The sequence below is a fragment of the Arthrobacter castelli DSM 16402 genome (assembly GCF_000430705.1).
Classification (GTDB): domain Bacteria; phylum Actinomycetota; class Actinomycetes; order Actinomycetales; family Micrococcaceae; genus Arthrobacter_C; species Arthrobacter_C castelli.
Window position 1 is genome coordinate 184,485 of record NZ_AUMN01000009.1, and the last position, 12,939, is coordinate 197,423.

Annotated in this window: 10 protein-coding genes, 2 rRNA genes and 1 pseudogene; 2 read left to right on the plus strand and 11 right to left on the minus strand. The window is 64.5% G+C overall.

The annotated features are described in order from the left end of the window. Positions 1 to 3: 3 nt before the first annotated feature. From H535_RS0111885 to H535_RS0111905, 5 genes and pseudogenes are all read right to left on the minus strand, one after another. The gene (locus tag H535_RS0111885; protein WP_026819727.1) at positions 4 to 297 is read right to left on the minus strand and encodes a YciI family protein; all 294 of its coding nucleotides are present in this window, start codon (positions 295 to 297) and stop codon (positions 4 to 6) included. A 71-nt stretch (positions 298 to 368) separates the two neighbouring features. After that, the gene (locus H535_RS0111890) at positions 369 to 1,709 is read right to left on the minus strand and encodes a M50 family metallopeptidase (RefSeq protein WP_026819728.1); all 1,341 of its coding nucleotides are present in this window, start codon (positions 1,707 to 1,709) and stop codon (positions 369 to 371) included. Positions 1,710 to 1,817: 108 nt separating this feature from the next. Continuing rightward, positions 1,818 to 3,014: pseudogene (gene dxr / locus H535_RS25040) on the minus strand (1-deoxy-D-xylulose-5-phosphate reductoisomerase); the annotation flags it as partial. Positions 3,015 to 3,209: 195 nt separating this feature from the next. Beyond that, positions 3,210 to 5,012, minus strand: a complete 1,803-nt coding sequence (locus H535_RS29940) for an HNH endonuclease signature motif containing protein (protein ID WP_245580269.1) — start codon at positions 5,010 to 5,012, stop codon at positions 3,210 to 3,212. A gap of 136 nt (positions 5,013 to 5,148) precedes the next feature. Beyond that, the gene (locus tag H535_RS0111905) at positions 5,149 to 6,144 is read right to left on the minus strand and encodes a GlxA family transcriptional regulator (protein ID WP_026819730.1); all 996 of its coding nucleotides are present in this window, start codon (positions 6,142 to 6,144) and stop codon (positions 5,149 to 5,151) included. A 111-nt stretch (positions 6,145 to 6,255) separates the two neighbouring features. Between H535_RS0111905 and H535_RS0111910 the strand changes: the two genes are divergently transcribed. After that, a complete protein-coding gene (locus tag H535_RS0111910) occupies positions 6,256 to 6,894 on the plus strand; it encodes an HD domain-containing protein (RefSeq protein WP_026819731.1) in 639 nt (212 codons plus the stop codon). 14 nt (positions 6,895 to 6,908) lie between these two features. On the opposite strand, the gene H535_RS0111915 is transcribed toward H535_RS0111910, so the two are convergent. From H535_RS0111915 to H535_RS0111930, 4 genes are all read right to left on the minus strand, one after another. After that, on the minus strand, positions 6,909 to 8,657 hold the full coding sequence (locus tag H535_RS0111915; RefSeq protein ID WP_026819732.1) for a pyruvate dehydrogenase: 1,749 nt from the start codon (positions 8,655 to 8,657) through the stop codon (positions 6,909 to 6,911). Between the two features lie 132 nt (positions 8,658 to 8,789). Further along, entirely contained in the window at positions 8,790 to 9,770 is a 981-nt protein-coding gene (locus tag H535_RS0111920) for an HAD-IIA family hydrolase (RefSeq protein WP_026819733.1), read from the minus strand. Next, positions 9,760 to 10,713, minus strand: coding sequence for a tetratricopeptide repeat protein (locus H535_RS29945; RefSeq protein WP_245580270.1), 954 nt, complete (start codon positions 10,711 to 10,713; stop codon positions 9,760 to 9,762). Before H535_RS29945 ends, H535_RS0111920 begins: the two co-directional genes overlap by 11 nt. Before the next feature lie 99 nt (positions 10,714 to 10,812). After that, a complete protein-coding gene (locus tag H535_RS0111930) occupies positions 10,813 to 11,304 on the minus strand; it encodes an SRPBCC domain-containing protein (RefSeq protein WP_026819734.1) in 492 nt (163 codons plus the stop codon). Between the two features lie 36 nt (positions 11,305 to 11,340). Here H535_RS0111930 and H535_RS25050 point away from each other — a divergent pair, with 36 nt between their 5' ends. Further along, positions 11,341 to 12,312 (plus strand): NAD(P)H-dependent flavin oxidoreductase, encoded by a 972-nt coding sequence (locus H535_RS25050; protein ID WP_035769321.1) that lies wholly within the window; start codon positions 11,341 to 11,343, stop codon positions 12,310 to 12,312. A 165-nt stretch (positions 12,313 to 12,477) separates the two neighbouring features. Here H535_RS25050 and rrf read toward each other — a convergent pair. Both rrf and H535_RS0111945 read right to left on the minus strand, forming a co-directional pair. Further along, positions 12,478 to 12,594 (minus strand): 5S ribosomal RNA (gene rrf / locus H535_RS0111940). Between the two features lie 211 nt (positions 12,595 to 12,805). Next, positions 12,806 to 12,939, minus strand: a 23S ribosomal RNA gene (locus tag H535_RS0111945); the annotation flags it as partial.

The following is a 12,939-nucleotide window of genomic DNA, read 5'->3' on the forward strand; positions in this document are numbered from 1 at the left end:
GCATTAATCCGCGTAGTCGGACAGCACTCCCAGGATGGGATTCCATTCTTTAACCCGCATTCCGGACACCAGCGCAGCCCGGTTGTAGGGGTCCTGTTTCAGCTCCTCCAGCAGCGCGGCCTCGGAGTCGGCCTTGAACACCAGCAAGGCTCCGGCGCCGTCGCCATACGGCCCCGAGGCCAGCGCCATCCCGGTGTCGATATGCCCCTGCAACCACTGGCGATGCGCCGGGCGATGCTCATCACGGGCCGCGGCGGTCTCCGCGTCATAGACATACTCAACGGCAAATACACCCATACAATTCACCTTACTGTGCCGGGGACGGTCCGACCGCCGCGTGGAGGGGGAAGGAGTACTTAGCCACCTTGCTATCCGAACAAACTGACCGGTTTAACGATGTCGGCATAGACCAGCAGCGCGCCCATGCCCAGCATCAGCACCGCCACCACGTAGGTCAGTGGCAGCAGCTTGGCGATGTCGAAGGGCCCCGGGTCCTTGCGCCCGAACAACTTGGCCACCCGCCGTCGTAATCCTTCCCACAATGCACCGGCGACATGGCCGCCGTCCAGTGGCAGCAGCGGAATCAGGTTGAAGACGCACAGCGCCAGATTCAGGCCGGCCATCAGCCGGAACAACATGGCGAACTTGGACTCGGTGGCAATCTCGTCCATGCTGGCCACTTCGCCGGCGACCCGGCCCACCCCGACGACGCTCATCGGCCCGTTCGGGTTGCGGGGTTCGTCGCCGAAGGCAGCCTGCCCCACCTCGTAGAGATGCTCAGGCAAATTGACGACGACGCCGGCAATCCGGCCGACGTTTTCCCCGACGGTGGGCAGCACCTGTGTGGCCGGCTGCGGCACCAGCTCGACCTGGGCTCCCATCCCGACGAACCCGACCTTTTTCATCACCGGGTCGCCGTCCTCATCCACCTTGGCGCTGCCGTCGGCGCCGATGGCGGGGCGTTCGGTCAGCAAGGGGGTGATTTCGCTCCGGACCCGCTCACCATTGCGCATCACGGTGATTCGGGTTTCCTCGCCGGCGGACTGCCGGATACGTTCGGTCATCTGCTGCCAGTTCTCCACCGGCCGGCCATCGAAGCTGACGATCGTGTCGCCAGGTTTCAGCCCGGCGGCGGATGCAGGAGCTTGGGGATCGTTGGGCAGGCAGTCCTGCTGGCCGGTTTGCTGCTGCTGGCTGGCCGGGACCACGCACTTGTAGACCTCGGACAGCGTGGTGGAGACCTGCGGTGTGCCGAATCCCATAATGGCGACGCCGAACAGCAGCACGCCGATCAACAAGTTCATGAACGGACCGCCCAGCATGATGATGATCCGCTTATACACCGGCAGCTTGTAGAACATCCGGTTCTGGTCGCCGGGCTGAAGTTGTTCGGCCGAGAGTTTGCGGGCGTCGTCGGCCAGCGACTGGAACATACCCGTCGAGGAGGGCCGCACGTCCCCGTCCTGCTCCGCGGGCGGGTACATCCCGACCATTGAGACATAGCCGCCGGCGGGGATGGCCTTGATGCCGTACTCGGTTTCGCCGCGTTTGCGGGACCACATGGTCGGGCCGAAGCCGATCATGTACTGCATCACCCGCACCTTGAACAGCTTGGCCGGGACCAGGTGGCCCACCTCGTGCAGGGCGATGGAGATGACGATCCCCACCACCACGAAGAGGACTCCGAGGATGAACAGAACTACAGTCAACGCATTCTTCCTTTACTGGCCGCCGGTGCTGCGCGGCTCGGCGTCGTCGCGCACAGCGGCGTTGTCCCGCACAGCGTTGTCCCGCACGGCGGGGTTGGTTCCTGATCCTAAACGATCCCCGGCCCGTTTTCGTGCCCAGTCCTCGGCCTGCAACACCGTTTCAAGAGTCATGGAACCAGCCGGCACATGTTCGTCCAGCACCGCGGCGATGGTGTCGACAATGTCCAGGAATCCGATGTCTCCGGCGTGGAAGGCGGTGACCGCTTCCTCGTTGGCAGCGTTATAGACCGCGGGGTACGTGCTGCCTCGCCGAGCCGACTTCTTGGCCAGTTCAACAGCCGGGAAGGCCTCATGGTCCAGCGGCTCGAACGTCCAGCTTGCGGCCTGCGTCCAGTCGCATGGTTTCGCCGCTGCCCGTACCCGCTCCGGCCAGGCCATTCCCAGCGCGATGGGCAGCCGCATGTCCGGCGGAGACGCCTGGGCGATGGTCGATCCGTCGATGAACTCCACCATCGAGTGGATCACCGACTGCGGGTGGACCACGGCCTCTATGCGGTCCAGTTCTATGCCGAACAGCAGATGCGCCTCGATGAGTTCGAGCCCCTTGTTCACCAGCGTCGCGGAGTTGGTGGTGACCATTGGGCCCATATTCCATGTGGGATGCGCCAGCGCCTGTTCCGGGGTGACGTCCGCCAATTCCGCCCGGGTCCTGCCCCGGAACGGACCACCGGATGCGGTAACAATGAGCCGTTCGATTTCGTCGGCGGATCCCGAACGCAGGCATTGTGCCAGCGCGGAATGTTCGGAATCGACCGGCACGATCTGCCCGGGAGCAGCCAGCGAAGTCACCAGTTCGCCGCCGACAATCAGCGACTCCTTATTGGCCAGCGCCAGCGTATGGCCGGCCTTCAGCGCTGCGATGGTCGGCGCCAGCCCGATGGAACCGGTCATGCCATTGAGCACGACGTCGACGTCCGGCCAGGCTGCCAGCCGGGCAGCGGCGTCATCGCCGGCGAGTATCTCCGGCGCGTAGCCGGTGACACCCGCGGCACGTGCGGCGGCATCGATGACACCGCGCAACTCGGATTCGGATCCACGGGCTATGCCGACCGCCCGGGCCCTGGTGCGCACGGCCTGTTTGGCGATCAGTTCCAGATTGGCTCCCCCGGCGGCCAGAGCCACCACCGTGAAGCGGCCATCGGCCCCGTCGACGACGTCGAGCGCCTGAGTGCCAATTGACCCGGTGGAACCGAGCAGGACGATATTCCTGGAGCCGCCGGCCCCGGAGCCTTCGGAAAACTGCATACTTTCAGTATGGCTGGTATGCCCTTCTGGTTTACACTCAGCTGTTGGAATTGAACCCGAGCCGTACTGAAGTGCGTGCATGAATCGGTGCGCCTGCCAGCATATAATTATGCCGCCCAAGCACGAGTCTGACTGCCGTGGCCGGGGCCGAGGAGGCGCCCGGCGCCCCCACCAAGCCGAACGGATCATCTTGCTCTAGAACGGCGGGGGCTCGTTGGGATCGTTGGGTGGCTTCGCCGGTTTTGCCGGTGCGTTGTCCGCCCTGCCGGTGCTTTCTGCCTGGTGTTTGGCTTTGTTGAGCAGGGTGGCGATGTCGGGGACGGGTCGCATCTCCGGTAGCGGGCCTTCGGGGGTGTTGGTGTATGTGCGTCCTGCCGGTGAGGTCCAGTCCACCCTGCCGTCGCGGTGCTGGGTATCCCGCCAGAGTTTCGCGGTCTTGAGCGCGTGGCCGGGTTTGCATAGTGGTTTCAGATTCGTCAGTTCGGTCTGCCCTGTCGGGTAGGGGATCGTGTGGTCGAGGTCGCAGTGGCGGGCGGCTTTGTTGCACCCGTACCCGCGACACGTGCGGTCGCGCAGCCGGGCCATTTTTTGCAAGTCTTTCGGCACCGCATAGCTGTCCCGCCCGTACGACAGCGGCGCCCCCGTCTCCGGATGCGTCAGTAACCGTTTGAACGACGGAGCATTCGCGGCCAACTGTCGGGCGGTGTCCTCATCGATGGGACCGTACCCTTCCAGATCGGCCGGCTCATCCGATAACCCCATCAACGTCAACACCGGCACCACCACCAGCACCTCAGCCTTAATCCCGGCATAATTCGGAATCCGACCCGAACCCGGCGGATCACCACCGGCAGGCGGATCAACGCCGCCGGGTGTTCCGGCACCACCGGCCGAACCGGGCACTGCCCCGACCGTTCCGACAGCCCCGGGTGTGCCGGCTATTCCGGGTGCGGCGGGGCCGTCCGGGGTTCCGGGTGGCGGCCTCAAACCGTAGAACCCATCGTTGGCACTGCCGGCCAGGGCCGCTGGGGGTAGTCCGGTGCCAGTGCCGGTATGGAGCAGGTCCGCAGCCACATCAGCCCGCAACTGGGCGAGATCACGTGGTTCTCCGGGTCCCTGCAGCGACCGGGCCAGGCCGGTCAGCCGGTTGAACGCCGCCACCGCCGCCTCGGCCGGTAAATACATGCTCAACCAGCACATCCCGTCCTCGACCGGCTCGAGGACCACCGTCCGATCGGAGGCGGCTTTTTCCTTACGGCGGGTGATCGTCTCCGGGTGGGAGCGTTCCCGCACCCTGCGTGCCTTCGCCGCGACCAGGTGCCTCGCCCGCCCCGGAGCGAAGCCCACCATCTCCGCCTCAAACCCCGGGTACGCCTCACGCGGCAGGGACCCGCACTGATCGGCAATCACCTCGGCCTGATCCGGATGCAACGTTCCTTGCGCCAGCGCGTCCAAGGTGACCGGCAGGCCGGTCGTGAGCAGGCGACTGTGTCCGATGAGTTTGTCCGTTGCCCGCTTGGACAGATCCAGCACCGTGCCGATCTCCGATTCGGCGACCATCGACGCCAACTGGTCAGCATCGGGACCCGCCGGCGGCAACACATCTTCCTCACCGACCCGGTCCCCGGCCGTGGCACACACCCGGGAAACGGCTTTAGCTTTGAGGGCCTCGGCGGCAGAGACAAGCTTGGACGCCTCGTCCAGCAACGCCACCGCCTGCCGATAATCCAACGCTTCAGGATCCAGGCGGGTCAGCCCGTTGATAATGCCCCGAGCCAGCACCGGCTTGTCCTTAAACCCCGCGCCACGAACCACATCACGTTCCAAAAACAACGTCACCAACAACGGTTCAAACACCGACTCACCACCAGCGCCACCAGCACCCGCGTCACCAGCGGCACCCGCAGCGGCGTCGTCAAAGGCACTGCGGCCCTTGGCACCGGCGCCGGCACCGGGCCGGCCGCCGCCGTCGTCGTCAACACCCACTCGAACCGTCATAAAAATAGTCAACCATCGAGCACCGACAGTTTTAGAAGAATCAGGCCCCAAAATATAACGGTACGATAACGAACCCCGGAGGCTCATTACGCAAGCGGAGGCGTTGAAACCGCCCTCCGGAGGCCGAAGAGCGACCTCACAAGGCCGCCCCGGCTTTCCCTCCCGTCGATGCGTGGCCCCGGTCCCGCCCCGTTGTAGCAAAACGATCGCGAAAGGCTGTCGGCGTCGTGCCTACATGCCGGGCAAAAGCCCGGCGGAGGGTTTCATCGCTCCCCAGGCCGCACTGCTGGGCCACGTGCGTCAGGGGATGTCCCTCGAGGATGAATGATTTAGCCGCATCGACTCTGACCTGCTCCAACCAACGCGCCGGTGAGACTCCCACCTCAGCGTGGAACATCCGGTTCAAATGACGCACGCTCACGCTCATGGCCGACGCCATCGACCCAATCGTATGATCGGCAGGGTCGGCAACGACAGACTCCATGACACTGCGCAGGAGTCCACTGCGAACCTGCGGTTGGCTCAGCGCCGTCGAATACTGGCTTTGCCCTCCCGGCCGCTGCATGAACATGACCAGCTCGCGGGCGACGTTCCGGGCAGTAGCCACTCCAATATCATCTTCAACCATTGCCAGAGCCAAGTCGATCCCGGCGCTGATCCCCGCCGACGTCAGGAAGCGGCCATCGCGAATGTGAATCACGTCCGGTTCGACTGTGATGCGGGGATAGCGCAGTGCCAATGTACTGGCATGACGCCAATGCGTGGTCGCCCTTCGCCCATCGAGGTATCCAAGTTCCGCCAGGACAAAGGCCCCCGTGCAAACGGATGCGATCCGCTGCGCTTCCTCCCCCAGGAGTTCAACAGCACGCAGGAGTTCGGAACCGAGTTGAGCGTCAATGAGGTTCTCCCCTCCCGCCACCAGCAATGTATCCAACGGCCCGGCCTCGGTTGCCGCAACGGTCCGCGACAACTCGATTCCGGAGGAGGAAGTGACCGGTCCGCCGTCGACCGATACGAAGGTAAGCTCGTACTTTTGCCGTGCGGGATCGGCCAAGTGGAACACCTCGGCCGGGCCGCTGGCGTCGAGCAGCGTCATCCCATCGAAGACGAACATCCCAATGCGGTGAGTCATGTCCGAAATTGATGGAGACGCGGCAGAAAAGACATGTCCCCACGTTACCTCTATCCGGCACTATGAGAAGTGGACACTTTAAGAACCAGACCGATGAGAGGCACCACCTCAATGACCGAAACTATTGCAGACATCCGGATTCCCGACAGCAAGATGGCCAAGGACGCAACGGAGCTCGTCCGTGACGCCGCCACGCCGCTCATCTTCCATCATTCCCGGCGCGTGTTCGTTTTCGGCTCGCTGCGCGGGCAGAAGCAGGGCTTGGACTATGATCCCGAACTGCTGTACGTCGGGACGATGTTCCATGATCTTGGGCTCACCGGGAAGTACGGCCGCACGGATCAACGCTTCGAAATCGATGCTGCCGACGAAGCCCGCCGGTTCCTTGCGGAGTATGGGATCGACGGCGAAGAGGCGGACAAAGTCTGGGCCGGCATCGCCCTGCACACGACGCCGGAGATCCCGTTGCACATGTCCGCCGAAGTCGCCCTGGTGACCCGCGGCGTGGAGCTCGACGTTCTCGGGATCGGCTATGACGCGATCACCGATGAGCAGCGCAACGCCGCAGTGGAAGCCCACCCCCGCCCGGATTTCAAGAACCAGATTCTTGAGGCCTTCACGCAGGGAATAAAGGACCGCCCGGAGACCACGTTCGGCAACGTCAAGGCCGATGTGCTCGCCCACTTCGTCCCGGGCTTCCGGCGCGGAGACTTCGTGGAAGTTGTCCGCGGTTCCGCTTGGCCGGAGTGACCGGTGCGTGGAAACTACCCGCGCGGTACGTTCCTCCAGTTGCTTCGTGCCATGCTGACCGCCTCGCCGGCGCCCTTATTCAGCACCACCTTGGAAATCGCCGTCGCAAACCCAAAGACCTGCTCGCCGGTGATCTTCGGCGGTATGGACAGAGCATTCGGATCGGTGACGACCTCCACCAGCGAGGGCCCCTTGTGTTTGAACGCCTCGCGGTACGCCGATTCGATTTTCTTCGGATCGGTAACTCGCTGGACGTGGAAACCCATCGCCTTGGCAATATCCGCGTAGCTGGTCTCAGGCACGTCGACCCCGTGATCGGGCAGCCCATCGACGAGCATCTCCAGTTTCACCATGCCAAGGCTGGAATTATTGAACACCACCACATTCAACGGCAGATCATAGGTCTTCACGGTCAGCAGTTCACCCATCAGCATCGACAGGCCACCGTCGCCGGAGACCGACACCACCTGCCGGTCAGGGTATGCCATCTGCGCGCCGATGGCATGTGGCAGCGCATTGGCCATGGACCCATGTAGGTAGGAGGCAATAATTCGCCGGGTCCCCAGCGGATTGATGTAGCGCGCCGTCCACACATTGCACATTCCCGTGTCTGCCGTGAAAATCGCATCGTTCGCGGCGACCTCATCCAGCAGCGACGCCGCATACTCGGGATGGATCGGCACCAGTTTGTCGGCCCGGCGCGTGTAGGCACCGACGGCCTTGTTCATCAGCCGGTCATGCTTCTTCAACATCCGGTCCAGGAACTTGCGGTTCTTCTTGGGCTTCACCAGCGGATCCAGCGCATTCAAGGTCGCGAGCACGTCTCCGTGGACCGCAATGCCGACGTCGGTGCGCCGCCCCAGGTGCTCGGGGGCACGGTCGATCTGCGCGGTGGGCGTATCCGGGAGGAACTGGTCGTATGGGAAGTCCGTACCGAGCAGGATCAGCAGGTCGGCATCCTCGATCCCCTCCGCGGCAGCGCCGTACCCCAGCAATCCGGTCATGCCGATGTCATACGGGTTGTCATGTTGAATGAAGTCCTTGCCCCGCAGGGAGTGGCCCACGGGCGCGGCGATTTTGCCTGCGAGGGCCACCACTTCGTCGTGCGCACCCTCGACGCCGACGCCGGCGAAGATGGCGACCTTTTCTGCCTTGTTGACCGCATCGGCCAGTTGCTGCACGGATTCCCGGGCAGGGACGACGTCGGCCCGCTGGAACGGTGTGCAGGATGGCGCCCGGGCAGCGACTTCCAAGTCGGCCACGTCGCCCGGCAGCGTCACCACACTGACCCCCTGCAGGGCCACGGCGTGGCGGATGGCGCTGTTCACCACCCGCGGCGATTGCTGTGCGGTACTGACCATTTCCGAGTACACCGAGCACTCGTTGAAGAGCCGGTCCGGATGCGTTTCCTGGAAGAAGCCGGTACCGATTTGCGCGCTGGGAATGTGCGAAGCAATAGCCAGGACGGGCGCGCCGGTCCGGTTGGCATCATACAAGCCGTTGATCAGATGCAGGTTCCCCGGACCGCACGATCCGGCGCATACCGCCAGTTCACCCGTCAGCTGTGCCTCGGACGCGGCGGCAAACGCTGCCGCTTCCTCATGCCGGACGTGGACCCAATCGATGCCGCCCTTCCTGGAGCCACCGGTCTGCCGTACAGCGTCGACGATCGGATTGAGACTGTCACCAACGATGCCGTAGATCCGCTTGACACCGGCTTCCTGCAATTGTCGGACCAGCTGTTCTGCAACGAGTTCGGCCATGAGTGTGCTCCTGACTTTCCGGGCGGCGCCTTGTCCGCGGGGTTCCACTCCAGTCTATTGACGCATACTCACCGGACAAGTGCGGAGCCCGGCCGGTCCACCAGCACCACCCTCAAGCCGGCAATCGGCAGGTCACTCCACCAGCACCGGCACGGTGGCTTCGTCAGCGTCGGGAGTCGCTGCCCACCACGCGGCACACGCGGCGCGCCAAGTGTCCAGATCATCGCGGGCGCCGGAAATCCGCACCTCGCCGCCCGAAACCTTCGCGCTCGACTGCCGGCAGCGATACAGGGCACCCTCCCGGACAGTCTCCGGATACGGTTCATACAATCCACGCAGGTCAGCCAGCAGATAATGCGGGCGTTCAGCACTACGGGCGGCGAGGATAGTTTCCAATGTGTCGATGCCGGTCAGCACCGCGGCCGTATCCATGCCGGCGTTGGTGCCGCCAAGAATGTCTGTGTTCAACCGGTCCCCCACGATCAGCGGCCGCTCCGCCCCCAGTCGTTCAGCCGCGGCATGGAACAGCGGCGCCTCGGGCTTGCCGGCCACCACCGGTGCCCCGCCGACGGCGACCTGGACTGCGGCGACCATTGCGCCGTTACCCGGCGCTATTCCGCGGTCCCTGGGCAGCGTCATGTCGGTATTGGTCGCCACCCACCATGCGCCGGCAGCGACGGCGTAAGATGCCTCGGCCAGGATCTGCCAGCCCAGCCCGGGATCAAAGCCCTGCACGACGGCGGCGGGAGAGTCATCAGCCGACCGCACCACCGACAGGCCGGCCTGCTCAACTTCCGCAACAAGCGCGGCGCTGCCGGCCACCAGAACCCGGCTTCCCGGTTCCAGACGTCCGGCCAGTAAACGCGCGCCCGCCTGCGCCGACGTCACCACCTGGTCCGGCGTGGCCGGTGCGCCGAGCGAGGAAAGCTGCTCGGCCACTGCCTGCGGGGTGCGCGAGGCGTTGTTGGTCACATATCCCAGCGAGACGTTGTATTCGGACAGCTTCAGGAGCGATTCGATGGCCCCGTCGATCGGCTCGGGTCCGGTGTAGACCACCCCATCCAGGTCGGCAAGCACGGCGTCGTAGCCATTGATCAAGGCCTCAGGACTCACGGGCGGTGTCCGGTCCGGCTGCATCCTCTTCGTCACCGCTCAAATCGACGATGTCCGGATCAGCGAAGTCTCCTGTTCCGAGCGCTTCTTCAGCGATATTTGCCGTCCGGCGCCATGAGGCGGCTTGCTGCTCCCGGCCGGCATTCTCCAACGCGTCAGCATAGGCCCGGAAGAGCCGGGGGCTGAAAGAATAGGCCCGTTTCCGGTCCAGTTGCGGGATTTCCAACGCCGTCACTGCCGCCTCAACCTGGTTTAAATCGGCCCGCGCGCCGGAGACAACGATCGCCAGTTCGACCTTCCCGGCCGTATCCAGTTCCCGGGCTTCATCCGCCCGGGCTGCCTCGAGTGCCTTCTCCGGGCGTCCCAGACCCCGTTCGCAGTCGACCATCACCGGCAAATGCTCATGGGAGCCGGTGATCCTGCGGAACGTGCGGAACTCACGCAATGCCTCGCCATAACGTCCGGCGGCGTACGCGGTCAGCCCGACGGCTTCCCGTACCAATGCCATGCGGCCACCGCGCCGGCTGGCAGCCAATGCGTGTTCGAAAGCCAGCTCCGGGTCCTCGTCAATCAGTCGCCCGGCCATCACCAGGTGCCGGGAAACCCAGTCGGCATTGCGCTCTTCCAGGTTCCGCAGCTGCGCCCTGGTCACCTTGTCCAGCTCCTTGCCGGTGACTTCGGGGTCGATCTCGGGCGAACGTTCGCGGTCCTGCCGGTTTGAGCTGCGCAGATCCCGTGGATTGTGGGTGCGTTCCGACCGCTCACCGCCGGATCCGGGGGCCTGCGCGCCACCACGAGCCTGCCCCCCGCGCCGATCTCCGCCACTTGGCTGACGATCCTGGCGTTGGGGTTTACGGGGCGGACCGCCGCGTCCATCAGCTTTACCCGCAGGCTGCGCTCTGTTGCCGTCCCGCCGCGGTCTGTTGCGACCATCTTCAGCCATGTCAGTATCCTCTCGGCGATGAGCTATCCGGCCCCGGCCGCTCGTCCCTATGGAAATGTGTATATCTTGCGGGCAAAGCGCCCAGTACAGTTTAGCGCCCTACGCCGGGCCTCCCATAAACCGCACGAAGCGCTCCAGCACCCGCGGCCAACGTTCCTCGTAGTCTGCCCTCGCCGCCTCCGGATCGGGAAGCCGTTCCCACCCCGCATGGGTCAGCGTTACCTGGGTTCCGCCGGCCTCTCCCGGCGCGGGCGCAGCGAAGGCAACCACAAGATCCGTTGCTTGCAGGGCGCTTCCGCCCGGATGCCAACTGATGGATAACGACGTCGGCGGATTCCACGAAACCACCGACCCCCAGCTGATCATCTGGTCACCTTCAGACGTTTCGACAAGTTCGGCCGCTTCAAACTCGACTATCGCGCCATCACCCGAGACGCTGTATTCGGCGACCGGCCACCACAGACGGATGTGCTCCGTCCAGCCGGAAAATGCCTCTTCCACACCGGCGGCCAGCGTGGCCCGGACGACGACGGCAGGCAGCGGTTCTCCGGACGGGGCAGGGCTGCCGGCGTGCGAGAAGATGTCGCTCATCTGCCGAGTCTAACTTTTACGCCATACAGTGGCGTCATGAACCACAGCTACCTTTCGAACGCCTTTGGAACCCGGCACCCCATCGTGAACGCCCCCATGGCCGGCGCGGCAGGCGGACATCTGGCCGCGGCCGTATCCGCGGCGGGCGGCCTGGGCATGGTGGGCGTTGGCGCGTCCGCAACCAAGGAATGGATTGACCGGCACATCGGCACCGCAGCGGCAGCTGGCCCGGCCTGGGGCGCAGGCGTGATGGCTTGGGCTCTACAGGACAGCTTGGATCCGCTGCACCACATACTGCAGTACCGGCCGTCACTGGTTTCCGTCAGTTTTGGCGATCCCGGGACAGCGCTGGCCATGGTGCGGCAGTCCGGAGCGAAGACGGCTGTGCAGATCGGCAATCAGGCAGACTTGCAACAGGCACTGGACTACGAAGTTGATGTCATTGTCGTCCGGGGCGCCGAGGCAGGTGGGCATGGGAGGAACGACGCCGGCACGCTCCCACTGCTGCAGCTGGCCTTGGAAGCCACATCGACACCCGTGCTCGCCGCCGGGGGCATCGCCACGGCCCGAGGCGTAGCGGCCGCACTTGCGGCAGGTGCCGCGGGCGTATGGGTTGGCACGCGGTTCACCACCGCCGCCGAATCGGTGATGTCCGGGCCATTCAAGGACCGGATCGGCGCAGCTGGTGTCGACGATACTGTCTATAGCCGCGCGTTCGACCTCGCCCAACAGCTCAACTGGCCGCCGCAGTTTGGCGGCAGGGCATTGAGCAATGCGTTTACCAGCCAGTGGGCGGGACGTGAGGACGAGCTGGAGGAGAAGATCAGGCAGGGTTCCGGCATCACCGAACAAATGCGTGCTGCCCGCGCCGACGACAATGCAGACACGGCTCCGGTATACGCAGGCCAGGCTGCGGCCCTGACCGGTGGCGGCCAGACGGCGCGGGACATAGTGGATGAGCTTGCCGGATATCGGGCCCATCTCAAGGATGCCGCCGCCTGGTTGTGAGGTGGTGGGGGTGCTGGCGCGTTGTTTCGCCGGGGCGATCTCTCTGTCCACCGGGGCACGGCGGGCGCGGGGTCGCTTGTGCTTGGGGTGTTTAAACGGGTGTGGGCCCGCACCCTCGACCGGTTGTTTGTGTCGGTCGGGTGCGGGCCCACCCCTGTGGTTTGGGTCCGGCGGCGTCCTACTCTCCCACACTCTTTCGGGTGCAGTACCATCGGCGCTGTGGGTCTTAGCTTCCGGGTTCGGAATGGGACCGGGCGTTTCCCCCACGCTATGACCGCCGTAACACTTCCTCCCCTGGCCCCACGCACCCGCCCGCAACGGGCTCGGGTGTCGGTGGTGGGGGAAATCTTGTGGTGTCACGACTTGGTGGTGACAATCAATATTCGTTTATCAAGTGTGTTCCCGGCCGGGTTTGTTGGTCGGGAACCACATAGTGGACGCATGAGCATACTTGGGTTTGAACACCACCAACCCACAAAGAGAGGGGGGTGGTGTGGTGTAAGTTGTCGGCCTATTAGTACCGGTCAGCTTCACAAGTCTTTAGTCCTTGCTTCCACGTCCGGCCTATCAACCCAGTGGTCTGGCTGGGGGCCTCCCAGGCACAATGCCTGTGGAAATCTCATCTTG

Excerpts from the sequence above, each read along its gene's own strand:
- H535_RS0111885 (WP_026819727.1), bottom strand. The coding sequence starts at position 297 with ATGGGTGTATTTGCCGTTGAGTATGTCTATGACGCGGAGACCGCCGCG.
- H535_RS29940 (WP_245580269.1), bottom strand. The coding sequence starts at position 5,012 with ATGACGGTTCGAGTGGGTGTTGACGACGACGGCGGCGGCCGGCCCGGT.
- H535_RS0111905 (WP_026819730.1), bottom strand. The coding sequence starts at position 6,144 with ATGACTCACCGCATTGGGATGTTCGTCTTCGATGGGATGACGCTGCTC.
- H535_RS0111910 (WP_026819731.1), top strand. The coding sequence starts at position 6,256 with ATGACCGAAACTATTGCAGACATCCGGATTCCCGACAGCAAGATGGCC.
- H535_RS0111915 (WP_026819732.1), bottom strand. The coding sequence starts at position 8,657 with ATGGCCGAACTCGTTGCAGAACAGCTGGTCCGACAATTGCAGGAAGCC.
- H535_RS29945 (WP_245580270.1), bottom strand. The coding sequence starts at position 10,713 with ATGGCTGAAGATGGTCGCAACAGACCGCGGCGGGACGGCAACAGAGCG.
- H535_RS0111930 (WP_026819734.1), bottom strand. The coding sequence starts at position 11,304 with ATGAGCGACATCTTCTCGCACGCCGGCAGCCCTGCCCCGTCCGGAGAA.
- H535_RS25050 (WP_035769321.1), top strand. The coding sequence starts at position 11,341 with ATGAACCACAGCTACCTTTCGAACGCCTTTGGAACCCGGCACCCCATC.